Raw genomic sequence first — 23,459 nt, forward strand, 5'->3', positions numbered from 1 at the left:
CCGGACCCCCGCCCGCTCGTGCAAGGGAGGATGAGGAGGAAGGACCTGTGATCCTTTGTCAGGCGTGGTGGGTCGAGACCACCGAGTACACGCCGGGGCCGGGGGTGGCCAGCGCCGCGGCCTTCTTGCCGTAGGCCTGGGCCTCGGGGTCGGCCATGGTCGCCTGGATGTCCGCCGGGCTGTTCCACTGGGCCAGGTTGATGACCTTGGTCCCGTCCAGGCTGGCCAGGATGTTCACCGACACGAACCCGGGACGGTTCTTCATGACCTTCTCGGTGCCCTCGTTGAGGACGTCGACGAGCTGCTGCTGCTTCTCCTTCTCCACCTCGAAGACGTTGACGAGGACGGCGAGGCCGTCGTTTGCGCGAATAACGGTTTCACTCATGAAATGGAGGCTAGCAGAACGGGTATGCGGAAACAAAGGTGGTTCCAGTGATTTTCGGGAAAAGTTGAAAACGCTTTTTTATACGCCAAATAAACAGGCGTCCCGGGTTGGAGCGGCAGCGCTCTTAATGTGCGCTGCCCGGGTGTGCGCCTGTTATTCGTGCGCGGTTCGACTTCCGGTTCCCGGAGTGGGGGCGGTTGGCTCGTTCGCTTTGGCCGCCACCCGGAGGGAAGTCCGTCCGGGCCTCTGTCGGACATTCACCCCGGCCGGGGTGCGGTCCCGTGTTTCGGTGAACCGGTACCGTGGCTCCGATCCGTGGTCTGGTGCGGCGTTCGAACCTTTCCTGCCGGCGCCCTCTCCGCTTCCGGTCCCCCTCCCGCGTGGTCTTCGGCGGTGCCCCTCCCCGGGGCCCCTACCTTCTCTCGGACGGTGCTTACGTCGGTGAAAATGCTGGTGGCAGCGGTTTCGGTACCACCGGAGGGCGGGTGCGGCGGCCAACGGCCTCCGCGGACCAGCCCCCGTCCGCCCGGCCGGGAGCGGCGCCGAACCCGGCACCCGCCGTCGTTCCGGCAGGCGGGTTAAAAGGATTCGACACGCCGACCAGGCCCTTTCGGTGGAATGGCGGGCAACGGTCACGGGGAATCAACCGGATGCGCTTCGAGTTCCCTTCGGGAGCCCCCCGGTGAGTCCCGGCCGTGCAACTGGGGATAACGCCCGGTTGCCCTCGGGTCCGCCGCTTTCCGCTTCGTTCCCCTCCTTTCTGACGAGGTGTGGTCGCGGGGGTTCGGTTTGCCTGGGCGGATGATTTGCGAACCCCTGTCGGCGGGTGCTCCCCGAGGTCACCTTCCGCCTTCGATGAGGCCGTAGACGTTGCCGTCCCAACCGGATACCTGGGCCCACCGGTTCCCCTTTCTCCACGCGGTGTCCTGCGGCTCCGTAAGAATTTCGATTCCCTGTCCGCGCAGGTTCTCGCACACGGCGTCGAGGTCGTCGCAGTTGAACCACCCCTGGGCCATGCGGCCGACCCGCGACCTCATCTCCTCCAGGAGTCCGGGGTCGACCCGGGCGATTGCCACGCTGGTCTGCGACCCGGGAAGGTGCACCTCCACCCAGCGCTGTCCGCCCTGGTGGACGGTGTCTACCTCCAGTCGGAAACCGAGCGCCTCCGTCAGGAAGTCCAGGGTCCTCTGCTGGTCGCTGGTGTAGAGCACGGAGAGCCGGGGGTGGGTGAGCATGGGCTTCCTCTCGGGGCCGACGGGGCGGCTGCGTCCGCAGCCGGAGGAACCGTAGTGCAGGCGGACTGAGGACTCACGCGACGGCCGCACACCGCCGCTCGCCCCTCCACCGCCCCCGTGCCGGCTCCCGCTCCTCCCCGCCGGGGAGGCCGACCGGCGGCCCGGGGCGCGCCCGCGCCCCGCTCCGCGCGGACTCCGCCCCTCCAACCGCGCCCCCGCGACGGTCATGAACCCACTCCTCTCCCCACCCGGCCCGCTGACGCCCTTCACCTCCATGACGGACGGCGGGGGGAGAAGGTGACCGGAGGCGGGGGAGAGGGTGACCGGCCGCGCGGGGCGCCGCCGATCCGCGGCCCCGCCCGAAGGGAACGGGGTCCGCGGAAGTACGCCATTTCCGTGGAGTCGCGCCGTGTCACGAAAGGTCACGCGGAGCGTTCATTCGGAGAAAAAGCAAGGAACCGACCGTGTTTCTCGGATTGTCCGCGCGACCCGTGCCCGTGCACGCGTGCCTGCCCGTGCTTGACGCCGTCGCCCCAGTTCACAAGGGCCCGGACACATTCCCTCCGGCCGTCGCCGGAGGACGGGAAGGTGTCTGGTTTCCCCCTCCCTGCCGCACTCAGGCCGCTTTCACCTGGGGTTTTCCGGGACGCCCGCCCCGGCCCCGTGTTTTCGCCGCTGTCCGATTGCGGACAGCTTCGCGCTGGCGCTGCTGCGGGTCTCAACCTAGTCTGAAACCGGTTGTGATCCCCTCTGGAGAGTCCACCCTGCTCGCATGCCCTTCACGAAGGGAAATTTCACTGTGCCTGCCCAAACCATCCCATCCGCCCCTGGACTGGGGGAGGGTCAGAGAAATGACGGTGACCTGCTTCCCGAGGTGGCTGACATACTCAGGGATCTACCCCAGGGAATTGTTCCGATCGCGGACCTCGCCCCTTCCCTTTCTCCGCGCGAGAAGATGGAGGACCCGGCCCACGCCCGTGTGATCGCGGAAATGGGAAGCGGTGTCGAACCCATCCTCGTCCACCGCCGCACCATGCGCGTGATCGACGGAGTGCACCGTATCCGTGCCGCGCGCATGAGGGGGAAGACCGAGATCAGGGCCCGTTTCTTCGACGGCAGCGACGAGGACGCCTTCGTCCTCGCGGTGCAGCTCAACGTGGGGCACGGGCTTCCGCTGACCCTGAGCGAACGCAGGACCTCCGCCCAACGCATCGTCCTGTCCCATCCGCACTGGTCCGACCGGGCCATCGCGAGGAGGGCCGGGCTGAACGCCAAGACGGTGGCCAGGCTCCGCCGGGAGGCGGGCGAGGGGGGCTCCGCCGCGGAGAGCAGGGTGGGCATGGACGGAAGGGCCAGGCCGCTGAGCAGCGTCGAGGGCCGACGCAGCGCCGCGGCCATCCTCGCCGAGAACCCCGAGATCTCGCTGCGTGAGGTCTCCAGGAAGAGCGGCCTGTCGGTGGGCACGGTCCGGGACGTCCGCAAGCGCGTCGACCAGGGCCAGGACCCCATCCCGGAGCGCTTCCGCCGCAACGGCGGGGAACACGCCCCCGTGTCTGTCGCGGTCCGCGAGCCGGACCGCAGGCCCCGGGTCACCGAGTCCACGGCGGTGGGCGAGACCGCGGCGGCGGTCCGCAAGCTCGCCCGGGATCCCTCCCTGCGAGCCACCGAAGCCGGTCGGACCCTGCTGCGCATGCTGACGATCACCGAGGTCGGACGCTCGCAGTGGGACGAGATCATCAGGACGATCCCCGAGCACTGGCTGCCCCTCGTCCGCGCCATCGTCCTCCAGCGCTCCCAGGAGCTGCGGGAGCTCGCCTACCTGGTGCCCGGTGAGGACGCGGACTCCGGCTGAGGCCCGTCCGGCGTCCCCCAGCGTTTCCCGCGGGAAATATTCAACACAGAAATGGAAAGGCCAGGTCGTTTGCCATGCCCGAAAACTTTGAGTTTCCTGCCGACGGTGACGAGGCCGCGATCCGGAAACACAACCGTGACGTGGTGGAAACATACATGAACACGAGGGGGCAGGATCGGCTGAAGCGTCACCTCCTCTTCACCGAAGAAGGCGTGGGAGGGCTCTGGACCAATGACACCGGAGAGCCTATCGTCATCCGTGGCCGGAATCGCCTCGCCGAACACGCGGTCTGGTCGCTGAAATGCTTCCCCGACTGGGTCTGGACCAATATCCAGATCTTCGAGACGCAGGACCCCGACTTCTTCTGGGTGGAATGCGACGGCGAGGGAGCCATCCGTTTCGAGGGTTACCCCGAGGGTCACTACACGAACCACTTCCTGCACTCCTTCCGTTTCGAGGAGGGGAAGATCGCGCAGCAGAGGGAGTTCATGAACCCCTTCGACCAGCTGCGGGCCCTGGGTATCCCCGTTCCCACGATCAGGCGTGAGGGAATCCCGACCTGACCCCGAGGGCTGGTTCGGATTCCGCTCGGGCTGTCGACTCCGGCACGCACACAGAACCGATCAATGGAGACGCGTGGACAACGTGATGCCCGACATCGAGACCAGAACCGCCCTGCAACAGCCCGAATGGAGCGACACCTCCCAGGTCCGGAGGGTGGCCGACGTGCTGTCCTCCCGGCCCGCCCTCGTCAGGACGGAGGACGTGCTGGCCCTGCGCTCGCTCCTGGCCGACGTGGCCCTCGGCCGGTCCCTGGTCGTCCAGGCCGGGGACTGCGCCGAGGACCCGGAGGAGTCCAGCGCGAGACACGTCAGCAGCAAGGCCGCGTTGCTCGACATGCTGGCCGGAGCCCTCAGGATGATCACCCACAAGCCCGTCCTGCGGGTGGGCCGCATCGGCGGTCAGTTCGCCAAGCCCCGCTCCAGCCCCACGGAGAAGGACGGCGAACTGGTGCTGCCGGTGTTCCGCGGCCACCTGGTGAACGGTCCCGAGCCGACGCCGGAGAGCAGGAAGGCCGATCCGCTGCGCCTGCTCACCGGTTACATGGCCGCGGGCGACGTGATGGAGCACCTCGGCTGGCGCGGATCGTTCACCCGGCCCGCCGGCGACCCGCCGGTGTGGACGAGCCACGAGGCACTGGTCCTGGACTACGAGGTGCCGCTGCTCCGGCAGACCGCCAAGGCGGACAGGCCGGTGCTCGGCTCCACCCACTGGCCCTGGATCGGTGAGCGCACCCGCCAGATCGAGGGAGCGCACGTCGCCCTGCTGGCCGAGGTCGCCAACCCGGTGGCCTGCAAGGTCGGACCGGCCATGGCCGAGGACGAGCTGCTCGCCCTCTGCGAGCGGCTGGACCCCCGGCGCGAGCCGGGCCGCCTGACACTGATCGCCCGGATGGGGGCCGACCGGGTCGCCGACCGGCTGCCGCCGCTCGTCGAGGCCGTGGCCGAGGCGGGCCACCCCGTGATCTGGCTGTGCGACCCCATGCACGGCAACACGGTCCGGACCCCGGAGGGCCACAAGACCCGGGTCGTGGCCGACCTCAGGAGAGAGGTCCGCGGCTTCGTCCGCGCGGTCGAGTCCGCGGGAGGAGTCCCCGGCGGCCTGCACCTGGAGACCACCCCCGACGACGTGACCGAGTGCGTGACCGACACGAGCGGGTTCCCGCGGGTCGGCGAGCGCTACACGACCTTCTGCGACCCCCGCCTCACCCTCTGGCAGGCGGTCTCGGTGATCTCCGCCTGGAGCGACTGACCCGCAGGAACCGATCGGAAAGGACGAACATGCCCGGTATCCCCGCCATCGAGCCCTACGCGCTCCCGGCCGCTGGTGACCTCCCCGAGAACACCGCCCGGTGGGTGCCCGACCCCTCCCGCGCTGTCCTCCTCGTCCACGACATGCAGCGCTTCTTCCTCAAACCCTTCCCCGAACAGGTGCGCGACGAGCTGGTCGGCAACATCGCCCTCCTGCGCGAGCGCGGTGCCCGGCTCGGCGTCCCGGTCGGTTACACGGCCCAGCCGGGCAGTATGAGCGACGAGCAGCGCGGCCTCCTCAAGGACTTCTGGGGGCCGGGCATGCGCAGGTCCCCCGAGGACAGGCTCGTGGTGGACGAACTGGCGCCCTCGCCCGACGACTGGGTGTTCACCAAGCTCAGGTACAGCGCGTTCCACAAGTCGGACCTGCTGGAGCGGATGCGGGCCGCCGGGCGCGACCAGCTCGTGGTCTGCGGCGTGTACGCGCACGTCGGGGTCCTGATGACGGCGGTCGAGGCCTACACCAACGACATCCAGACCTTCCTGGTCGCCGACGCCGTCGCGGACTTCAACGCCGACTACCACCGCATGGCCGTCCGGTACGCCGCCGAGCGCTGCGCGGTCGTGCTGCCGGCCAAGGAGGTGTTCGCGTGAACGCGCCGGACACGGCGCCATGGGCCGGGACGGAGGGGGACGGACTCCTGCGCACCGTCCTGGGGACGGAGCGGCCGCCCCCCTTCGCCCTGCTCGTGCGCTCCGGCGGCGACGGACCCGGCCGCGTGGACGTGCTGACCGGAGAGGTGTCCGCCGTCCCGGAGACCGCCGACATCCCCCTGCCCGACCTGACCGGGAGGGACGGGGGCGCGGAGCGCCACGACGTGCTGGCCCTCATCCCCTACCGGCAGATCACCGAGCGCGGCTTCGGCTGCAACGACGACGAGGCGCCCCTGCTCGTCATGACGGTCACCGGCCAGGAGACGATGCCGGTCTCCCGTGCCCTGGACCTCATCCCCGACCTGCCCGTCGCCCTGTCCGGCGGCCGCTTCGACGTCGGCGACGAGGACTACGCCGAGACCGTCCGCAGGGTGGTCAAGGAGGTGATCGGGGAGGGCGAGGGCGCGAACTTCGTGATCAGGCGCTCCTTCGTCGCCGACATCGGGGAGTACACCCCGCACAAGGCCCTGGCCGTCTTCCGCCGACTGCTCCGGGTCGAGGTGGGCGCCTACTGGACCTTCGTCGTCCACACCGGCGACCGGACCTTCGTCGGCGCCACCCCCGAGCGCCACGTCACCCTCCGGCGGGGGCTCGCCACCATGAACCCCATCAGCGGCACCTACCGCTATCCCCCCTCGGGCCCCTCGCTGCCCGAGGTCATGGACTTCCTCGCCAACCAGAAGGAGTCGGACGAGCTCTACATGGTCCTGGACGAGGAGCTCAAGATGATGACGCGCATCTGCGAGCCGGGCGTGCACGTGTCGGGGCCCCACCTCAAGCAGATGGCGCGGCTCGCGCACACCGAGTACTTCATCGAGGGGGAGACCCGCCGCGACGTCCGCGACATCCTCCGGGAGACGATGTTCGCCCCCACCGTCACCGGCAGCCCGCTGGAGAACGCCTGCCGCGTCATCCAGAACTACGAGACGGGCGGGCGCGGCTACTACAGCGGCGTCCTGGCCCTCGTCGGAAGCGACGCGTCCGGCGAACGCACCCTGGACTCGTCGATCCTCATCCGCACCGCCGACATCGACGACCGGGGAAGGATGGCCATCGGCGTCGGCTCCACCCTCGTCCGCCACTCCGACCCCGTGTCGGAGGTGGCCGAGACCCACGCCAAGGCCGCCGGGCTCCTCGCGGCGGTCGAGAGCCGCGGGGCCGGGGGGCTGGACACCCACCCCGACATCCGTGACGCGCTGGTCAGACGCAACGCGAACATCGCCGACTTCTGGCTGCTGGGCGAGGACCACCGGGGCGGCGCGGAGTTCCCCGGGCTGGCCGGGTGCCGGACGCTGATCGTCGACGCGGAGGACACCTTCACGTCGATGCTCGACCACCAGTGCCGCGACATGGGCATGTCCGTCACGGTCGTGCGCCACGACGACGTCCCCTCCTTCGACGGCTACGACTTCGTCGTGCTCGGCCCCGGTCCGGGCGACCCCCGCGACCCCGTCCACTCCAAGATGGCCAACATGCGGGCGGCGGCGCGGGCCCTGCTCGCCGAACGCAGGCCCTTCCTGGCCGTCTGCCTGAGCCACCAGGTCCTCAGCGCCGAGCTCGGGTTCGAGATCCGGCGGCGGCCCTCGCCCAACCAGGGCGTGCAGAAGGAGGTCGACCTCTTCGGCGACCGCCAGCGCGTGGGCTTCTACAACACCTTCGCGGCCTGGTCGGAGGCGGACGCGGTCGAGCTGGACGGCGTCGGCGCGGTGGACGTCTGCCGCGACCCCGACTCGGGGGAGGTGCACGCCCTGCGGGGGCCGCGCTTCTCCTCCCTCCAGTTCCACGCCGAGTCCGTGCTCACCCAGAACGGCCCCCACATCCTCGGTTCGTTCATAGGAAGGACGTTGAACGCATGAGCGGCAGTCCGGCGCTCCTGGAAAGGGCGCACTCCTACGTCGTCGTCGACGCGTTCACCGACAAGCCCCTGGCGGGCAACCCCGTCGCGGTCTTCTTCGGGGCCGAGGACCTCTCGGCCCCGCGCATGCAGAGCATCGCCCGGGAGATGAACCTGTCGGAGGTGACGTTCGTGCTGCCCCCCAAGCAGGGCGGCGACGCGCACATCCGCATCTTCACCCCCGTCAACGAGCTGCCCTTCGCGGGGCACCCCCTCCTCGGCACCGCGGTCGCCCTCGGCGACTCCGCAGAGAAGGACCGGCTCCGGCTGGAGACGGCCATGGGGATCGTGGACTTCGACCTCGAACGCGCCGGAGGCCGGGTGGTCGCCGCCGCGATGGAGCAGCCGATCCCGACCTGGGAGCCGTTCGACCGGGTCGACGAGCTGCTCGCCGCCCTCGGGGTGCCCGAACCGGAGACCCCCGTCGAGATCTACACCAACGGCCCCCGGCACGTCTTCGTCGGCCTGCGCAGCATCCCGGCGCTGTCCGAGGTCGACCCCGACCACCGCGCCCTGGCCGCCTTCCCCGACATGGCGACCAACTGCTTCGCCGGTTACGGGACGCACTGGCGCAGCCGCATGTTCTCCCCCGCCTACGGGGTGGTCGAGGACGCGGCGACCGGGTCCGCCGCGGGACCGCTCGCCATCCACGTCGCCCGCCACGGCCACGCCCAGTACGGCCAGTGGATCGACATCCACCAGGGCGTGGAGATCGGGCGGCACTCCCTGATGCGGGCCCGTGCCAGGGGCAACGGCGACCGCGTCACCGAGGTCCGGGTCAAGGGCAGCGGCGTCACCGTCGCCAGCGGGACCATCTACGTCTAGACAGTCGCGGGAGCACATGTGAGCAGCAGGTTCGAGACCCTGACCGGTGAGATGGAAGGGGGCTTCCCCGAGTACGAGACGCCTCCGGCCGCCCCCATGGAGCTGGTCGGGCGGTGGGTCGACGCGGCCAGGGAGAGGAAGGTGAGGGAACCGCTGTCCCTGGCACTGGCCACGGCGGACGCCAAGGGCCGCGCCTCCAACCGGATGGTCGCCGTCATCGACGTGTCGGACCGGGGCCTGGTCTTCACCACCCACAGCTCCAGCCAGAAGGGGCGGGAGATCGCGGCCACCGGCTGGGCCTCCGGGCTGCTGTACTGGCGCGAGACCGCCCAGCAGGTGATCGTCTCCGGGCCGGTGGAGCCGCTGCCCGAGGCGGAGTCGGACCGGCTCTGGGCCGCCCGGCCGCCGCAGCTGTACCCGATGACGACGGCGTCCCGGCAGAGCGAGCCCCTCGACGACGTGCCGGGCCTCCTCGAACGGGCCCGGAGGCTGGCGGAGGAGGGCGGCCACTCCCTGCCCAGACCCGAGCGGTTCGTCGGCTACCGCCTCGAACCGGACACGGTCGAGTTCTGGGCCGCCGACCGTGAACGGCTGCACCGCAGGCTTCGCTACGACCGCACCCCGGACGGCTGGGGGGTCGTGCGGCTCCAGCCCTGAGCCGTCGCAAGCCGTTCCCCGCCGTCCCGTCCCGCCCCCCGACGTCCCTCCGAACAGCGCGGGCCCCTCACCCCGGCCCGGCGCCCCCACCGACAACGCGGGCACCTGCCCCAGCCCGGCGTCCCCGGGTCCCCGGCCCTACCCCGCCGGGGCCCGGACCCCACCCCGCTCGAACACCATCCCTTCCCTCCACACGATCGTGAGGAACTGTCCCGTGACCGACCTGAAGAACACCGATCTCGACGCGATCGTCATCGGTGCCGGGTTCGCCGGCATCTACGCGCTGCACAAGCTCCGCAACGAACTGGGCCTGTCCGTCCGGGCCTTCGACAAGGCGGGCGGGGTCGGGGGCACCTGGTACTGGAACCGCTACCCCGGCGCCATGTCCGACAGCGAGGGCTTCATCTACCAGTACTCCTTCGACCGCGACCTGCTGCGGGAGTGGACCTGGAAGAAGCGCTACCTGTCCCAGGCCGAGATCCTGGGCTACCTGGAGGCGGTCGTGGAGCGGCACGACCTCGCCCGGGACATCCAGCTCAACACCGGCGTCGAGACGCTGGTCTACGACGAGGCCGAAGCCCTGTGGACCGCGACCACCAGCGGGGGCGAGACCCTCACCGCCCGCTACGTGGTGACCGCCCTCGGGCCGCTGTCCACCTCCCACTTCCCCGAGTTCAAGGGCCGCGACAGCTTCCGGGGCCGCCTGGTCCACACCGGTTCCTGGCCCGACGACCTCGACATCGAGGGCAAGAGGGTCGGCGTCATCGGCACCGGCTCCACCGGAACCCAGTTCATCTGCGCGGCCTCCAAGCTCGCCGGGCAGCTCACCGTGTTCCAGCGGACCCCCCAGTACAACGTGCCCTCGGGCAACACCGAGGTGGACGAGGCCTACTTCACCGACCTGCGCGGCCGCTACGACCAGGTCTGGGAGCAGGCCAAGAAGTCGCGCGTGGCGTGCGGCTTCGAGGAGAGCGAGATCGCCGCGACGAGCGTCTCCGAGGAGGAGCGCCAGCGGGTCTTCCAGGAGAACTGGGACCGGGGCAACGGCTTCCGCTTCATGTTCGGCACCTTCTCCGACATCATCTTCGACCCCCGGGCCAACGAGGCGGCGGCCGACTTCATCCGGTCCAAGATCCGGGAGATCGTCAAGGACCCGGAGACCGCCCGCAAGCTCCAGCCGACCGACTACTACGCCAAGCGCCCGGTCTGCAACGAGGACTACTACGAGTCCTACAACCGGGACAACGTCAGCCTGGTGAGCCTCAAGGAGACCCCGATCCGGGAGTTCACCCCCACGGGGATCGTGACCGAGGACGGGGTGGAGCACGAGCTGGACGTCGTCGTCTTCGCGACCGGCTTCGAGGCCGTCGAGGGCAGCTACCGGCAGATGGACATCCGCGGCCGGGGCGGCGTGACCATCGAGGACCACTGGGGGGACGCGCCCTCCAGCTACCTCGGGGTCAACGTCTCGGGCTTCCCCAACATGTTCATGGTCTACGGCCCCAACAGCGTCTTCAGCAACCTGCCCACGGCCATCGAGACCCAGGTCGAGTGGATCACCGACCTGGTCCGGATGATGGAGGAGCGCGACCTGACCTCCATCGAGCCGACCCCGGAGGCGGAGGAGGGCTGGACCGAGCTGTGCGCGCAGATCGCCGACCACTCCCTGTTCCCCAAGGTCAACTCCTGGATCTTCGGGGCGAACATCCCGGGCCGGAAGAAGCGGGTCCTGTTCTACTTCGCGGGGCTCGGCAACTACCGCCAGAAGCTCGGTGAGGTGGCCGCGGCCGACTACGAGGGCTTCATGCTCAAGGGCAACCCCTCGGCGGTGACCGCCTGACGGCGGCGGTGCCCGGTCGGCGCGGTCGGCCGACCGGGCACCGCTCCGTGTCAGCGCACCGCGGGCTCGCGCGGCGCCAGCAGCGCGGGCAGGCGGGTCACCCGCTCCTCCGCCTCCGCCAGGGAACGCGCGGCCATGTCCTGGAACTCCGCCAGTTCGGGGACGTCCGAGGCCCTGGTCATCTCGGCGTGGACGACGTGCACGTTCTCACCGGCGATGCCCAGGCCCTCCAGGTACATGCGCATGTAGGGCGTCTGGAAGTCGAACGCCTCCTTGGGCGAACCCGGCCCGTAGCCCCCTCCGCGCGCGGCGACCACCACGGCCCGGGCGTCGCGCAGCAGCGACTCCCCGGTGCGGGAGTCCTTGAAGGCGCCGGGGAAGGTGATCCTGTCGATCCACGCCTTGAGCGAGGCCGGGACCGTGTAGTTGTACATCGGGAGGCCGATCAGCAGGGTGTCCGCGTTCAGGACCTCCTCGATCAGGGGCAGGGTCCCCGCCCACTCCCGCTCCTCGGACGGCGACTCGGCCATGGCCGTCACCGCCGTCAGCGGCAGGGTCCCCCGCCTCTCCACCCGCTGGGCGAAGGAGCAGTAGGTGGCGGTGACCAGCGGCACCGGTTCGGCGGCCAGGTCCCGGTAGCGGTATCCCCCGTCCCCGTGCAGCCGCCGCCACTCCCTGGCGAACAGGCCGGTCAGGTACCTGCTCACCGAGTGGTCCGAGTGGCTGGAGTCCAGGTGCAGCAAAGACGTCATCGTTCTCCCCCGTTCGGCGCGTGGCCGTCGTGTCCCGCGCGGCTCCGGGCGCGGGGTCCGTGTGCGGATGCGGTGGGGCACGCGACTCGTCCCCCGTGGATGTCGTCGCTCAGTGCTCCTACCCCTATGACGGAGAGCGACGGGGAAAAGTGACCGGAGAGAGGGGACGGAGGATTCTCGGAAGGTGCCACGAGCAGCGCCGACACCGCCGCGGCCGCCCGCCCGCCGGGCCCGGGCCCGGTCGGCGGACGTCGCGGCCGGTGTGCGCTGGGTCACCGCTACGCCGGGTCGGCCACGGAGATCTCCAGCTCCCGCAGGCGCTCCGGGGCGCCGATGATCTCGACCCCGCTGACGCGGTCGCCGCGGACGGTGATCTCCAGTACGAACAGGAGCCGACCGCCGGGGGCGACGACGGCCCCGGGCATGCCGTTGACGAGCGCGGGGCGGGCGAAGCGGGTCCTGCGGACGTTGTTGGCGGTCTCCCCGGCGACCTGGCGCGCACCGCGCAGCACCGCGGGCTCGCGCAGCCGGAGGGCCTGCGGGTCCGCCCGCCGCACGACGTCGGGGGCCAGTACCCTCAGCAGGCCGTCCAGGTCGCCCGCGCGCGAGGCGTCGAGGAAGGCGTCCACGACCTCGCGCTGTCGTGTGAGGTCCGGTTCGGGGACGCTCGTGGTGCCCTGTACCCTCTGCCGCGCCCGGCTCGCCATCTTCTTGGCCGCGGCCGGGGTGCGCTCGACGATCTCGGCGATCTCGGCGAAGGGGACGGCGAACAGATCGTGCAGGACGAAGGCGACGCGCTCGGCGGGGCTGAGCCTGTCCAGCACGACGAGCAGGGCCAGGCCCACGGAGTCGGCCAGCACCGCCTCGCCCTCGGGGTCCGCGATCCGGTCCTGGGCGAGCAGCGGTTCGATGTCGCTGACGTCCATGAACTCCTCGCGGCGGCTCTTGCGCGAGCGCAGCATGTCGAGGCAGACGCGTCCGACGATCGTGGTCAGCCACCCCGTCATGTTGGCGACCTCGTCGAAGTCCCCCCGGCACGCCCGGATCCACGTCTCCTGGAGGGCGTCGTCCGCCTCGGCGGCCGACCCGAGCATGCGGAAGGCGACTCCGCGCAGATGTCTACGGGAGCGTTCGAAGTGATCCGCCAGCTCGATCTGGCCGTTCATCGTTCACCTTTCCTTCGTCCGTGGCCGCTGCGCGTGCGCGTTTCGAAAGCGCGACAGAAGAGGAATGCGGCTGTAGGCATTGAATTACCGGTATGGGTGGAATTAGTGCTTCGTGGCGGGGCAGGGGCGGTCGTCCCGGCTTCCCTCCTGGCGCCGCCAGCCCGGCCCCGCCCCCGGCTCAGGACGGTGTGAGCAGCGGATACGCGGTCGGTTCCGGCAGGACTTCCGTACTCGGGGGATCGTGATCCGGGTGCGTGGGACGGTGGGGATTCCGGCCGCTTCGGGCTGATCCCCTTCATCCTAAACGGGTGGAGAGGGGTGCCACATGAGGGATCGCCGCTGGAGTATTCGCGCACTACAGCGTGTTTATGCGGCCGCGGTACGCGCCGGATTCCCGCCTCCGGCGCAGCGGGGTCAGCGGGTGAACACGAAGGGGCGCAGGCCGGGCGGCACCGCGTCCGGGTCCACGGGGAAGACGGCCCACACGTGGGTGCCCAGGTCGGCCCAGGGCGCGAGGCGGTAGTGGCCCCAGGCGGCGGACAGGTTCTCGACCAGGAGCAGGCCGCGCTGGCCCTCGGCCCAGTCCCACTCGTCGGCCGTGCGCTGGTGCGGGACGGCCGGAACGCCGCCCCCGCCGCCGCAGTCGGACAGGCCCACGCGCAGGGTGGCCGGGTCGGGCATCGACAGCGCGCGCAGGACCTCGCCGCCGGAGCGGCCCGAATCGGTGTACTTGCAGCAGTTGGCGAACAGTTCGCTGGTGACCAGCGTGAGCGTGTCCACCAAGTCGGGATCGAACCCGGCCAGGTCGCGGGCCAGGTCGGCGCGGACCTCGGCGAGCCGGGACAGCGCACCGGGGTAGACGCGGTGCTCCCAGTGGACGTGGGCGCGGCGGACGGCGGAGTCGAGGCCGGAGGCGGTCATGCCGGAACCCCCTGTCGCTGCTCGTCCCAGACCCGGATGAGGGAGGCCAGTTCGCCCCACTCGGCGTAGCGGGCGGGCTTGGCGGGTGTGGTGGGATCGGCGGGCCCGGCGGGGCGCACGACGCCGAAGCGGGGTGCGGGTTCGCCGAGCAGGTCGCCGCCGGGGTCGTCCCGCCACTGCTGGACAAGCGCGGCGGCGCGTTCCTGGACGAGGGCGAACGCGCGCCGGACCTCGTCCGTCTCCGGAGCGGGTTCGGCGCTGCGGGGCGCGGGAACGCGGGGCGCGGCGGAGGCGGTCAGGCGTTCGTGGGCGGCGAAGTAGGGGCGGACCAGGGCCACGTCCTCGGCCGGGATGACCTCGCGGGCGGGAGCGAGCCTCGGCATGGCGGGCTCGGAAGCGGAGACGTGCGGGGCCTCGGGAACGTAGCGGCGGACGCGGGTGGAGCGGCGTCGGCGGCGACCGGCCACCGTGGAGTGGCGTCCGCAGGGTGCGGAGAGGAAGGCGATCAGCGGGCCGAGGGCACGGCTGAGAAGGGCAGCGCTAAACTGGCGCATGCTAGCAGTCCTTGTGTTTGAAGAGGTCGAAGTTGCTGGCCACGGCCCCGGACGGTACTTAGTCGTCGCGGGGTCATTTGAGTTGTGTGTTCGAGAGAGAGAATAAGGGGTGGTGGGAGTGGAATGCCAAAATACTGGGGAGTAATGTGTGGGGGAATGAGAAAACGGCCGACCAGAATGCTGGTCGGCCGTTGTTATGTCCCTTTTTTAGGATTTTGCGAGGGAGGTGCAGCTCAGGAACGCGGTCCAGGCCTCGGGGGTGTAGTCGAGGTGACCGTGTTCGCGGTTCTGGGTGTCGCGGACGAGGACCGTCTGCCCCTCGGCTACCTCGACGCAGCTTCCCGAAGCGCCGCTGTAGCTGCTCGTGTGCCAGGTATTCACCGTGTCTCCCCTGCGGTGTGGGTTCACGCGCGGTGGGTGGTCACCCCGCGCAGGAATGATGCCCACGCTTCGGGGGTGTAGTCGAGGTGGCCGTGTTCGCGGTTCTGGGTGTCGCGGACGAGGACCGTCTGCCCCTCGGCTACCTCGACGCAGCTTCCCGATCCGCCGCTGTAGCTGCTCTTGTGCCAGTGGGGTTCACGCTTTGCCATCGAGTTCTTCCTTGACCTTCCTGATCAGATCCAGGCTCGCACGGGGCGACAGCGCCTCCGACTGAAGAACGCCGAAGAGCGTCGCGCAGTGCTGCACCGGCATCATGTCATCCATGAGTGCTTCGCCCTCCATGTGCTCCGCTGAGGCGATCGTGGGCTTGTCTGGGAAGGTGTAGAGCCGGAAGGGCCCGGAGCCGCCCGGGTGGCACTCGGCGTTAGCGGGGACCACCTGGAAGCGAATCCTCTCCTCGTCGATCAGGGTCAGGACCCGCGCGATCTGCTCGCCCAGGACCTTCCGGCCGCCCCTGATGTTGCGATGGAGCACGGCCTCCTCCACCACGACCGACACCAGCGGCGGGTTATCGCCGGTCAGGATCTCCTGACGCTCCATGCGCAGGGCGACCATCCTCTCGACCTCCGTCGTGGAGAACCAGGGGACGGTGTCGGCGAGCAGGCCCTTGGTGTACGACTCGCACTGCACGAGCCCCGGGAAGATCACCGGCTGGTACTCGCGCAGCTCGATCGCCTCGCGCTCCAACTGGCCGACCTCGGTGTACCAGGGCGGTAGTGCGTCGGGCGTGTTCGCGGTGTTCCAGGCCTGCTTTATCGCACCGGAGGAGCCGAACAGCTCGTCCAGCCTCTCGGCCTGTTCGACGGGCAGCTTGCGCTTGCCGCACTCCCAGGACGACATGGTGGACTGCGTCACCTTCAACGCCCGGGCGACCTGGGTTTGCTGCATCCCCACCGAGTCACGAACGCTCCTGAGCTTCTTTCCCAGGCGCACGCGCTTGGGGTCCAACTTGCGGCCCATTACGACTCCCATGTCCGGGCTATCACCGTCATCACCCATGCAAGACCCAGGCGCGACCCGATAAGGCGGAGAACGACGAAGTGTGACCGTTCGGTGATATCCCTGGCGCGCCCGAGCAGCCGTTGTTCATGGTGGTGCCGCGCGCCGCGGTGGTCGCGGCGGCGCGGAAAGGGAATTCAGGTGGGTGTGGTGATCCGTATCATTCCTGGTAAAAACGGTACTAATCGTCATTCCGACCCGTTGCCGCGGCGGGTCACCGACTCCGAAGCACGGGCGCCGATCGTGCTGGGCCGGATATCGCAGCATCACCCGAACCACGCGCTGAAACTGCCGGGGGTGCCCGACCAGGCGCGGGTGCTGCGCAGGCGTCTGGGCGCGGTGCTGCCGGACGCGCTCACGGACACGGCCCTGGCCCTGACCAGCGAACTGTTCAACAACGCCCTCGCCCACACGCGCAGCGGGGAGGCAGGCGGCGAGGTCACCGTGATCGTGAACCGGTTCCCCGGCCGGGTCCAGATCAAGGTCATCGACCAGGGCCCGCGCGACGCGCACGCCTCCTCGCCGCACCTGCGCCCGGTAGTGCCGGTCCGGGCGGGAGGGGCGGACGGGTCGCGCGGTGCGGGTGGGACAGACGGCGGTGCGGGGGAGGCCAGCGGCGGCGTGGGCGGGTGGGGCCTGCGCATGGTGGCCGCGGAGTCCAGCCGTTGGGGGACCCTCCACGACGGGGGCCGCACCACGGTGTGGTTCGAGCTGGACCGGCCGCGCACGCGCCCGCTGAAGTGAGGGCGGCGGAGGTGGGCTGGAACCACGCCGACGACCTGGACCGGTACGAGACCGCGCGGGTGCTCGACCGGCGGTGCGGGCGGCTGTGGACGGTCATGTGGAGTCCGTCGATGCGGGTCTACACGGCCTTCTACCTGGGGCCGGAGGCCGTGCCGTGGCAGGCCGCGCCGTCCCCGGCCGGGCTGGTGGAGCGGTTGCGGGAAGTGGAGCACGAGGTGTCGGGGGCCGCCGGCGGTTACTGGAGCTGCCCGGTCGCGGGGTGCGCGTGGTCCTCGATCCGTCCGATGCGCCACCCGTGCCCGCTGCCCGCCGACGGCAGCCGCACCGTCGGGGTCCCCCGGCCGCGCCCGCCGAGCGCGACCGGGGGATGAGGGTGGAGAGATCACTCCATCGCGCGGCCTTCGGCCTCTTCCCGGAGCTTCTCGCGGAGCCAGTCGGTCATGTACTCCTCGTCGCGCGGGAAGTAGACCAGGTCGTTGGTGAACCCGAAGGCGGTGGGGAAGGTGATGCCGGGGTCCTCGTCGTAGTTGTAGGTGACGTTGAACCTGCCGGGCGGGGTGATGACGTACTCGAAGGAGAACCAGGTGCCCTTGCCCTCCTGGTACATCCCCGCCCTGAGGTCGTCGATCATCATGCCCATACCGGATGGAGGAGATTTCCGACGGGTCGTCCCGCCCACGAACTCGACGATGAACAAGCCGGTCGAATGGTCGATAACCGCCTTTTCCGTGTAGACAATTCGTGTCCATCCTTCGGGGGCTTCATCGAGGATGCGTCCACCGATCTGCGTGAGGACCTTCTGCTGTGCCTCAGGGCCCATGTGCCCGCGCTGGAAATGACTCACCGCTTGGTTGTCCTCCGTAGCCGGGGCGGCTCCCCGAGTTCCGCCGTAGGTTCTTAGACGGGGAACTCGCCGTACCAGGATCGCTGCACGAGGTGTTTGGGCAGGTAGCCGGACTCGACCTCCAGGCGGAAGTCCGGGTCGACCTGATCGGTGTCGTAGGCCAGGCAGGCCAGGGCGAGCAGGGGCAGGGACACGACCCCTTCGATGTCTCTGGTGCGTTCGGCGTCGGAGGTCTGGTAGGTGCGGAACAGCTCCAGGCCTTGGGCGAGGGCGTCGTTGAACTTCTCGGTGTCGCGCTCGACCAGGCGCAGGAAGGTGTTCATCGGGGGGAAGACGATCATCTCCATCAGTTCGGGAGAGCCGATGTCCACTCGGTCGGGGGCGGATAGTTCCATCGCGGCCAGGAGTTCCTCGCCCAAGCCGGGGCGGTTGAGGACGAAGGCCTGGAGGGCGGAGATCCAGTGGTAGGTGAAGGGGTTGTACTGGGTCCCCTCGCTCTCCCCGGCCTCGCGCAGGCGGTCGACGGGGATCTCGCACAGTTGACGGTAGCGCTGCTGGTCGCGGCAGACGACGGCGAGGAAGAAAGCCGTGAGCCAGTTGCTGGCGTTGGTGCAGTAACGCGGCCCGGTGGCTTGGGGGTGTCGAACCTGGTGGTTGACCATGAGTTCGAGTTCGGTGCCCGGTGGGTTGGTGGTCATCGCGAACATGGCGTGGTGCATCTGCATCGCTGTGGTCCAGGCCTCCCAGGTGTCCACCTGAGCCGCATCAGGGTCCGAATGGACGCTGTACATCGCGTTCAGGTAGAGCGTGGTCAGGGAGAAGTAGATGGTGCTGGCGTCCTCGGTGTCCAACCGAGCCGACCAAGCTTCGCGATTGAGCTTGTTCAGCTCCCAAATCTCTTCCTCGGGCTCGCGGTTCAGGTCGTGCCGGGGCACATAAGTGTTCATGAAGCCTTCTCGGACAAGTCGAAAATCTGGTGACAGAGGCTCGCCGAACTGCTTGCACCGCCCGTATCCGTTCATCGAAACGGATATGAAACAGGGTTTCTTCGGCCGTGCCTGGGGGCGCGGCCGAAGAAAGAACGGAGCGTTTATTCCATTGCCCGGCCCTCGGCCTCTTCCCGGAGCTTCTCGCGGAGCCAGTCGGTCATGTACTCCTCGTCGCGCGGGAAGTAGACCAGGTCGTTGGTGAACCCGAAGGCGGTGGGGAAGGTGATGCCGGGGTCCTCGTCGTAGTTGTAGGTGACGTTGAACCTGCCGGGCGGGGTGATGACGTACTCGAAGGAGAACCAGGTGCCCTTGCCCTCCTGGTACATCCCCGCCCTGAGGTCGTCGATCATCATGCCCATGCCGCTCGGAACGGACTCCCTCTGACTGGTTCCGTCCTCGAATTCAACGACGAGGGTGCTCGTGGACTGTTCGATGACGGATTTCCTGGTGTAGACGATCCTTTTCCACCCCTGGGGGGCTTCATCGAGGAGGCGTCCACCGATCTGCGTGAGGACCTTCTGCTGTGCCTCAGGGCCCATGTGCCCGCGCTGGAAATGACTCACCGCTTGGTTGTCCTCCGTAGCCGGGGCGGCTCCCCGAGTTCCGCCGTAGGTTCTTAGACGGGGAACTCGCCGTGCCAGGAGCGCTGCACGAGGTGCTTGGGCAGGTACTCCGACTCCACGTCGAGGGAGAAGTCGCCGCGTTGGGACTTGTCGTAGGCCAGGCAGGCCCACGCCAGCAGCCCCAGTGGAACAATGCCCTGGACCCCGGGCGGGGCGTCCTCGCGGGTGTGGTAGCTCTTGAAGCCCTCCAGAGCGAAGACGAGGGCTTCGTTGAACTTGGTGGAGTCACCCATCAGTAGACGGCGGAAGACCTCCATCTTGGGAAAGACCAGGAGATCGAGGCTCTCGCCTCCGAAGGCGCCGCTGCGGGGAGAGGACTGTTCCATGGCCGACCGCAGCTCACTCACCAGGTCATCGGTGCCGTTGACGTAGGCCTGGAGAGTGGCGATCCAGTGGTAGGTGTACTCGTTGTACCGCACCTTTGCGCCCTCGGCCGCGCGGCGCAGGTGTTCCACGGGGACGTGGCACAGGGCGTCGGCGCGGGCGTTGTCGCGGCAGACGACTGCCAGGTAGAACGCCTTCTCCCACGTGGCAGGGTCGGCGCAGTGGAGCATCCCAGGGGCTTTCAAGGTGTGGGCCTGCTGGTCGATCAGGTACTCGACCTGCGTCCCCTTCTCCGCCTCGGAGACGGCGAACACCGCGTTGTAGTACTGCATTGCGGTGGTCCACGCCTCCCAGGTCTCCAGCTTCGCGGCCTCGGTGTCCAGCAGAAGGCCCAGTTCCGCGCCGGAGTAGATCGGCGACAGGTAGACGTCCGCGTTGATGGGTTCCATCACCAGGGTGCGGACCATTTTCTTCCGCCGCTCGGCCTGGTAGTCGAGCTCCTCCTGGTCGACGCCGTGGTCTATGTCGTGGCGGGGCACGTAGGTGGTCATGAGGCCTTCTCTGACAGGTCGAAGATCCGGTGGTCGTATCCGTTGGCAGTGGACTCGCCGGTCCACTCGCGCTCGCCTTTCTCATTCTGCTGGTAGGAGTCCACAGGGTCTCCCTTGAAGACCGAGTAGACCACCCGCCCCTGGAGGAGCTTGTCCCGGATCTCCTCCGCGAGGCGTGCCTCAGCACGGTTTCCCTCCAATTGCCCCCGTTCCTCCATCTTCTTGAGGATGTCCTCCAGGTATGCTCGCGTGCCCTGGCTCACCAGACGGGGATCCTCACCGGGCACCTTGATCTCGCGCTCGCCGAGTTCGGTCCTGGTACTGCTCTTCGCCTCGACGATGACGAAGTCGCCGTCCACGGTGCGGTAGATCTGGTCGAACTGGTGGTTTCCGTTCCCTGGGGCGAACGGTGAGGCCGGGATCTCGGTCGCTCCTTCGAGGTTCGGCCTCAGCTCGACCAGCTTGGGTTCACCGTTCTCGTAGACGGTGTCACCGTTAGCGTCGACCTCGTGCCTCATCAGCGGATTGCCGTCGTTGTCCAGAATGGGGCTGCCGTCGAACTCGAACCTGGCGCCGTATCTGGCAGTCATCTCGCCGAACACCTCGGAGAGGTCCGTGGAGTGGCTATGGGCCTCCCTGTAGTCCTTCTTGGCGGCTTCCACCAGGGGATGGTTGGGCCCGCTCTCCTTGAACTTGCCGTACTGCTCCTCCATGTCCTTCAGGTGCTTATCGGCGGCCATGGCCTCGTCGATGGCCATGCGCCGCCTTTCTGTCAGAGAGTCCAGCCCCTCCAGGTCGGTTCGGAGTTGTTCGCGTCGGGCGATCTCCGTGTCGATTCGCGCCGCCTCCTCGGCTGAGAGGTTGTCCCCCCTCTCCGGCATGAAGTCTGGGTCGTCGAGGCGGACCTCGGTCTTGTCACCCAGGTAATCAGGCGCTTCCGCGGGCTTCAGCGGAACCCAGTCACCGTTGTCGGCCCGGCTGATCCGGGGGAGCTCCCAGTTCTCCGCGCCGACCACGGTGTCAGCCCGCTTCCGGTGACCGTTGTTCTCCTTATAGAACTCCCGGTAGAAGTCGTTGTACTCGCGGTTGCCCTGACGCTCGTTGAGGAGCCGTCGGAGATCGTCGAGGAGCTGCTGCTGGTTGGCGGGGTCGTTCCTGTCCCCCCACGAGTGGGTCCTGAACTCGTCCGCGTTCGTCGGGCCGTTGTTCTCCCCGCCGTTGTCGCCATCCCGGTCGCCGGAGGTTCCGTCCCCGTTGAGCACGGGCGTGCCCGGGACGCCCGGCCGGTCGCCTCCGCCTTCGCCGCCTGTACTGGTGCCGCCGTCGCCGGACCGGTCCAGGACGTCCGTGCCGCCGGGGGAGTTCCCGTCGGTGTCCAGCGGGTCACCACCGTTGCCGTCCCGGTTGGTGACCTCCGGCATGGTGTTGCTCATCCGCGGGCCATCGGCGTCGAACCGGTCGCCGAAGGCTCCGTCGAACCCGTCGCCGAGGTCGTCGAGGCCCGCGACGTCGATGACGCTGCGATCGCCGATGACCGTGTCTGGACGGGGCGCATCGGCCTGGGCGTCGAACGTGTCGTTGTTCCCGCCGCCGACGAGGGCGGGAACCCTCCCCGACTCCGGGCCGTCCGGGGACTGGTTGGCCTCCCACGCCGGGTAGTCCGAGGCGTGCGCGTTCATGTCGCTGAACACCGCCTCCAGGGACGGGTCCAGACCCAGCTCCTCCAGGTCGGGCTGCCCGGAACGGTTCGGCCGGGGGGCGTCGCTGTCGCCGCCCTCCTCGCCGAGGACCCTGCGCCCGAGGTCGCCCAGCTCGGCGGAGTCCGGGCGGGAGGTCAGCAGCTCCAGGAGCTCCCGGCTGTCGTCGAGTTCACGCGTGGTCGGGTTCACGGCGGGCCGGGTGTCGGCAGGGCCGCCCTCCTCGTCGCCGTGGTGGTTGGCGACGCGCTGGCTGTTGGAGCCCTCGGAGCCGTTCCCGTTCCCGTCGCCGCCGGAGCCGTTGCCGCCCGGGTTGTCCCCGCCGCCGAAGAAGCCCCCGCCGGTGAACCTGCTCAGCAGGTTCTGCATCTCCGACAGCCGGGAGGTGCTGAAGGCGCCCTCCCGGAGCTGGCCCAGGTCGATCCTGAGATCCGCCAGGGAGACGTTGCCGAACCTGGGCAGGCTCAGGTTGATCCGGCTCATGTCCGGCACGTCCACGTCCGGGACACTCGGCCCGTCCCCGCCCATCCGGTTGAGCATGGCCGATCCGCGCCAGGCCATCAGCGGCACGCCCACGACCGCGCCCACGCCGGTCGCGGTCAGGACGGCGCCGCCCACGGTCGCGCCGATGTTGAGCAGTGCGGTTCCGATGACGTAGCCGGGCCGCTCGCCCCACTCCTCCCAGGGCACCACCGCGTGCGCGGCGTCCTTCCAGGCGTTGCCGACGGTGTCCCAGCCCGACCAGCCCCAGCTGTCGTTCTCGGAGTCGTACATGCCCGCCAGCGAGGCCAGCGACTGGAGGTTGCCCTCGTGGTACTCCCACATGGCGTCGCCCCAGGACATCTCGAACCAGCCCTCGGAGCTGTACATGCCGGTGATGCCGCCGACGTCCTCCGCGATCCCCACGAAGAAGTCGCCCACCGCCGCACCCGCGTCCACCCACCAGCCGTGGTCGGTCTCCATGGGACCGCCCCAGGCCATGGCGACGTCACCGAGGTAGCCGTCGTAGCCGTGCTCGAACTCGCCCGGCGCGGACTCCCCGTCGCCGTCGCCCGCGACGAAGTTGGTGCGGTCGGGGATGTCGGCGTTGATCGCGTTGGCGCAGGCCCGCTCGGCCTCCTCGTACTCCCGCCGCAGCGTGTCCGCGCGGTCGAGCAGCGCCTGGTGTTCCTCGACCTTGTCGCTCTCCCCGCCGAAGAACCCGGATATCCCGTCGGCCTTGCGCCAGTCGTCGTCGCCCTCGATGGAGTTGAGGAAGGTGTAGGAGTCGCTCTTGAGGGTGGTCCACTTGCCCTTGATGTCGCGGACGGCCTCGGCGAAGGTCTCCAGCGCGCTCGCGGCCTTGTCGAAGGAGGTCTCCACCTTGCCGCCGTCGGTGGCGACCGGGTCCACCACCGCGTACAGGGTCTCGGCCTCGGGCGCGGAGTAGCACGAGGACAGTCCCGCCCAGGCGCTCTTGATGTCGCCGCCGATTCCGGCGACGTTGGCCCCCTCGCGGCGCAGGTCCCCCGCCTGCCTCTCCAGCGTGGCGGGACTGGCGGTGGGAATGGGGAAGGCCGCGGGGTTGATCAGGCCGCCCGTGGGCGTGCACATCTCGGTCACGGGGATGCCTCCGTCTGGGAGCTGAGGGAAGAACGCGTC

24 protein-coding genes are annotated in these 23,459 nt (G+C 69.2%); 10 read left to right on the plus strand and 14 right to left on the minus strand.

What is annotated here, in order from left to right; translation table 11 throughout:
• Positions 1-58: 58 nt before the first annotated feature.
• Together AC0VX6_RS02670 and AC0VX6_RS02675 are read right to left on the minus strand one after the other, a co-directional pair.
• Positions 59-385 (minus strand): antibiotic biosynthesis monooxygenase family protein, encoded by a 327-nt coding sequence (locus AC0VX6_RS02670; protein WP_274976057.1) that lies wholly within the window; start codon positions 383-385, stop codon positions 59-61.
• Positions 386-1,224: 839 nt separating this feature from the next.
• Complete coding sequence (locus tag AC0VX6_RS02675; protein WP_274976058.1) at positions 1,225-1,620, minus strand: VOC family protein; 396 nt, start codon at positions 1,618-1,620, stop codon at positions 1,225-1,227.
• A gap of 991 nt (positions 1,621-2,611) precedes the next feature.
• On the opposite strand from AC0VX6_RS02675, the gene AC0VX6_RS02680 reads away from it, so the two are divergent.
• The 8 genes from AC0VX6_RS02680 to AC0VX6_RS02715 all read left to right on the plus strand — a co-directional run bounded on the left by AC0VX6_RS02680 (position 2,612) and on the right by AC0VX6_RS02715 (position 11,213).
• Positions 2,612-3,472, plus strand: coding sequence for a ParB/RepB/Spo0J family partition protein (locus AC0VX6_RS02680; protein WP_274976059.1), 861 nt, complete (start codon positions 2,612-2,614; stop codon positions 3,470-3,472).
• A gap of 74 nt (positions 3,473-3,546) precedes the next feature.
• Positions 3,547-4,035: a PhzA/PhzB family protein gene (locus tag AC0VX6_RS02685; RefSeq protein ID WP_212641673.1), complete on the plus strand. Its 489-nt coding sequence runs from the start codon at positions 3,547-3,549 to the stop codon at positions 4,033-4,035.
• 73 nt (positions 4,036-4,108) lie between these two features.
• On the plus strand, positions 4,109-5,284 hold the full coding sequence (locus tag AC0VX6_RS02690) for a 3-deoxy-7-phosphoheptulonate synthase (RefSeq protein ID WP_274976060.1): 1,176 nt from the start codon (positions 4,109-4,111) through the stop codon (positions 5,282-5,284).
• 29 nt (positions 5,285-5,313) lie between these two features.
• Positions 5,314-5,937: an isochorismatase family protein gene (locus AC0VX6_RS02695; RefSeq protein WP_274976061.1), complete on the plus strand. Its 624-nt coding sequence runs from the start codon at positions 5,314-5,316 to the stop codon at positions 5,935-5,937.
• Positions 5,934-7,853, plus strand: coding sequence for an anthranilate synthase family protein (locus tag AC0VX6_RS02700; protein ID WP_475467322.1), 1,920 nt, complete (start codon positions 5,934-5,936; stop codon positions 7,851-7,853). The genes AC0VX6_RS02695 and AC0VX6_RS02700 overlap by 4 nt, the downstream gene beginning before the upstream one ends.
• Positions 7,850-8,716 (plus strand): PhzF family phenazine biosynthesis protein, encoded by an 867-nt coding sequence (locus tag AC0VX6_RS02705; protein ID WP_274976063.1) that lies wholly within the window; start codon positions 7,850-7,852, stop codon positions 8,714-8,716. Before AC0VX6_RS02700 ends, AC0VX6_RS02705 begins: the two co-directional genes overlap by 4 nt.
• Before the next feature lie 18 nt (positions 8,717-8,734).
• Positions 8,735-9,373, plus strand: coding sequence for a phenazine biosynthesis FMN-dependent oxidase PhzG (gene phzG, locus AC0VX6_RS02710; RefSeq protein WP_475467323.1), 639 nt, complete (start codon positions 8,735-8,737; stop codon positions 9,371-9,373).
• 214 nt (positions 9,374-9,587) lie between these two features.
• Positions 9,588-11,213 carry a flavin-containing monooxygenase gene (locus AC0VX6_RS02715; RefSeq protein ID WP_274976065.1) on the plus strand — a complete coding sequence of 542 codons (1,626 nt, stop codon included), beginning with the start codon at positions 9,588-9,590 and terminating at the stop codon, positions 11,211-11,213.
• A 50-nt stretch (positions 11,214-11,263) separates the two neighbouring features.
• Here AC0VX6_RS02715 and AC0VX6_RS02720 read toward each other — a convergent pair whose 3' ends face one another.
• From AC0VX6_RS02720 to AC0VX6_RS02750, 7 genes are all read right to left on the minus strand, one after another.
• The gene (locus AC0VX6_RS02720) at positions 11,264-11,965 is read right to left on the minus strand and encodes an FMN-dependent NADH-azoreductase (RefSeq protein WP_248773358.1); all 702 of its coding nucleotides are present in this window, start codon (positions 11,963-11,965) and stop codon (positions 11,264-11,266) included.
• Between the two features lie 278 nt (positions 11,966-12,243).
• The gene (locus AC0VX6_RS02725; RefSeq protein WP_475467324.1) at positions 12,244-13,131 is read right to left on the minus strand and encodes a sigma-70 family RNA polymerase sigma factor; all 888 of its coding nucleotides are present in this window, start codon (positions 13,129-13,131) and stop codon (positions 12,244-12,246) included.
• 414 nt (positions 13,132-13,545) lie between these two features.
• Positions 13,546-14,052, minus strand: coding sequence for an ATP-binding protein (locus tag AC0VX6_RS02730; protein WP_475467325.1), 507 nt, complete (start codon positions 14,050-14,052; stop codon positions 13,546-13,548).
• A complete protein-coding gene (locus tag AC0VX6_RS02735; protein ID WP_475467326.1) occupies positions 14,049-14,606 on the minus strand; it encodes a hypothetical protein in 558 nt (185 codons plus the stop codon). The genes AC0VX6_RS02730 and AC0VX6_RS02735 overlap by 4 nt, the downstream gene beginning before the upstream one ends.
• Before the next feature lie 207 nt (positions 14,607-14,813).
• Positions 14,814-14,987 carry a DUF397 domain-containing protein gene (locus AC0VX6_RS02740; RefSeq protein ID WP_475467327.1) on the minus strand — a complete coding sequence of 58 codons (174 nt, stop codon included), beginning with the start codon at positions 14,985-14,987 and terminating at the stop codon, positions 14,814-14,816.
• A gap of 23 nt (positions 14,988-15,010) precedes the next feature.
• Positions 15,011-15,196 carry a DUF397 domain-containing protein gene (locus AC0VX6_RS02745; protein WP_274976078.1) on the minus strand — a complete coding sequence of 62 codons (186 nt, stop codon included), beginning with the start codon at positions 15,194-15,196 and terminating at the stop codon, positions 15,011-15,013.
• A complete protein-coding gene (locus AC0VX6_RS02750) occupies positions 15,183-16,007 on the minus strand; it encodes a helix-turn-helix domain-containing protein (protein ID WP_274976079.1) in 825 nt (274 codons plus the stop codon). The genes AC0VX6_RS02745 and AC0VX6_RS02750 overlap by 14 nt, the downstream gene beginning before the upstream one ends.
• Positions 16,008-16,343: 336 nt before the next feature.
• Between AC0VX6_RS02750 and AC0VX6_RS02755 the strand changes: the two genes are divergently transcribed.
• Both AC0VX6_RS02755 and AC0VX6_RS02760 read left to right on the plus strand, forming a co-directional pair.
• The gene (locus AC0VX6_RS02755) at positions 16,344-16,790 is read left to right on the plus strand and encodes an ATP-binding protein (RefSeq protein WP_475467328.1); all 447 of its coding nucleotides are present in this window, start codon (positions 16,344-16,346) and stop codon (positions 16,788-16,790) included.
• Between the two features lie 11 nt (positions 16,791-16,801).
• Positions 16,802-17,161 (plus strand): hypothetical protein, encoded by a 360-nt coding sequence (locus tag AC0VX6_RS02760; RefSeq protein WP_475467329.1) that lies wholly within the window; start codon positions 16,802-16,804, stop codon positions 17,159-17,161.
• An 11-nt stretch (positions 17,162-17,172) separates the two neighbouring features.
• On the opposite strand, the gene AC0VX6_RS02765 is transcribed toward AC0VX6_RS02760, so the two are convergent.
• The 5 genes from AC0VX6_RS02765 to AC0VX6_RS02785 all read right to left on the minus strand — a co-directional run bounded on the left by AC0VX6_RS02765 (position 17,173) and on the right by AC0VX6_RS02785 (position 23,411).
• Complete coding sequence (locus AC0VX6_RS02765; protein ID WP_475467330.1) at positions 17,173-17,424, minus strand: hypothetical protein; 252 nt, start codon at positions 17,422-17,424, stop codon at positions 17,173-17,175.
• A 263-nt stretch (positions 17,425-17,687) separates the two neighbouring features.
• On the minus strand, positions 17,688-18,581 hold the full coding sequence (locus AC0VX6_RS02770; protein WP_013156032.1) for an immunity 49 family protein: 894 nt from the start codon (positions 18,579-18,581) through the stop codon (positions 17,688-17,690).
• A gap of 143 nt (positions 18,582-18,724) precedes the next feature.
• Positions 18,725-19,162, minus strand: coding sequence for a hypothetical protein (locus tag AC0VX6_RS02775; RefSeq protein ID WP_475467331.1), 438 nt, complete (start codon positions 19,160-19,162; stop codon positions 18,725-18,727).
• Between the two features lie 77 nt (positions 19,163-19,239).
• Positions 19,240-20,121 carry an immunity 49 family protein gene (locus AC0VX6_RS02780; protein ID WP_475467332.1) on the minus strand — a complete coding sequence of 294 codons (882 nt, stop codon included), beginning with the start codon at positions 20,119-20,121 and terminating at the stop codon, positions 19,240-19,242.
• Positions 20,118-23,411: a hypothetical protein gene (locus tag AC0VX6_RS02785; protein WP_475469246.1), complete on the minus strand. Its 3,294-nt coding sequence runs from the start codon at positions 23,409-23,411 to the stop codon at positions 20,118-20,120. The genes AC0VX6_RS02780 and AC0VX6_RS02785 overlap by 4 nt, the downstream gene beginning before the upstream one ends.
• Positions 23,412-23,459: the final 48 nt, after the last annotated feature.

It is taken from the genome of Nocardiopsis sp. iso_25 (assembly GCF_056173305.1).

Bases quoted from the DNA above. Each gene is read 5' to 3' on its own strand.
- AC0VX6_RS02670 (WP_274976057.1), bottom strand. From the start codon at position 385: ATGAGTGAAACCGTTATTCGCGCAAACGACGGCCTCGCCGTCCTCGTC.
- AC0VX6_RS02675 (WP_274976058.1), bottom strand. From the start codon at position 1,620: ATGCTCACCCACCCCCGGCTCTCCGTGCTCTACACCAGCGACCAGCAG.
- AC0VX6_RS02680 (WP_274976059.1), top strand. From the start codon at position 2,612: ATGGGAAGCGGTGTCGAACCCATCCTCGTCCACCGCCGCACCATGCGC.
- AC0VX6_RS02685 (WP_212641673.1), top strand. From the start codon at position 3,547: ATGCCCGAAAACTTTGAGTTTCCTGCCGACGGTGACGAGGCCGCGATC.
- AC0VX6_RS02695 (WP_274976061.1), top strand. From the start codon at position 5,314: ATGCCCGGTATCCCCGCCATCGAGCCCTACGCGCTCCCGGCCGCTGGT.
- AC0VX6_RS02705 (WP_274976063.1), top strand. From the start codon at position 7,850: ATGAGCGGCAGTCCGGCGCTCCTGGAAAGGGCGCACTCCTACGTCGTC.
- AC0VX6_RS02720 (WP_248773358.1), bottom strand. From the start codon at position 11,965: ATGACGTCTTTGCTGCACCTGGACTCCAGCCACTCGGACCACTCGGTG.
- AC0VX6_RS02725 (WP_475467324.1), bottom strand. From the start codon at position 13,131: ATGAACGGCCAGATCGAGCTGGCGGATCACTTCGAACGCTCCCGTAGA.
- AC0VX6_RS02730 (WP_475467325.1), bottom strand. From the start codon at position 14,052: ATGACCGCCTCCGGCCTCGACTCCGCCGTCCGCCGCGCCCACGTCCAC.
- AC0VX6_RS02735 (WP_475467326.1), bottom strand. From the start codon at position 14,606: ATGCGCCAGTTTAGCGCTGCCCTTCTCAGCCGTGCCCTCGGCCCGCTG.
- AC0VX6_RS02745 (WP_274976078.1), bottom strand. From the start codon at position 15,196: ATGGCAAAGCGTGAACCCCACTGGCACAAGAGCAGCTACAGCGGCGGA.
- AC0VX6_RS02750 (WP_274976079.1), bottom strand. From the start codon at position 16,007: ATGGGCCGCAAGTTGGACCCCAAGCGCGTGCGCCTGGGAAAGAAGCTC.
- AC0VX6_RS02765 (WP_475467330.1), bottom strand. From the start codon at position 17,424: ATGATGATCGACGACCTCAGGGCGGGGATGTACCAGGAGGGCAAGGGC.
- AC0VX6_RS02770 (WP_013156032.1), bottom strand. From the start codon at position 18,581: ATGAACACTTATGTGCCCCGGCACGACCTGAACCGCGAGCCCGAGGAA.
- AC0VX6_RS02775 (WP_475467331.1), bottom strand. From the start codon at position 19,162: ATGGGCCCTGAGGCACAGCAGAAGGTCCTCACGCAGATCGGTGGACGC.
- AC0VX6_RS02780 (WP_475467332.1), bottom strand. From the start codon at position 20,121: ATGACCACCTACGTGCCCCGCCACGACATAGACCACGGCGTCGACCAG.
- AC0VX6_RS02785 (WP_475469246.1), bottom strand. From the start codon at position 23,411: ATGTGCACGCCCACGGGCGGCCTGATCAACCCCGCGGCCTTCCCCATT.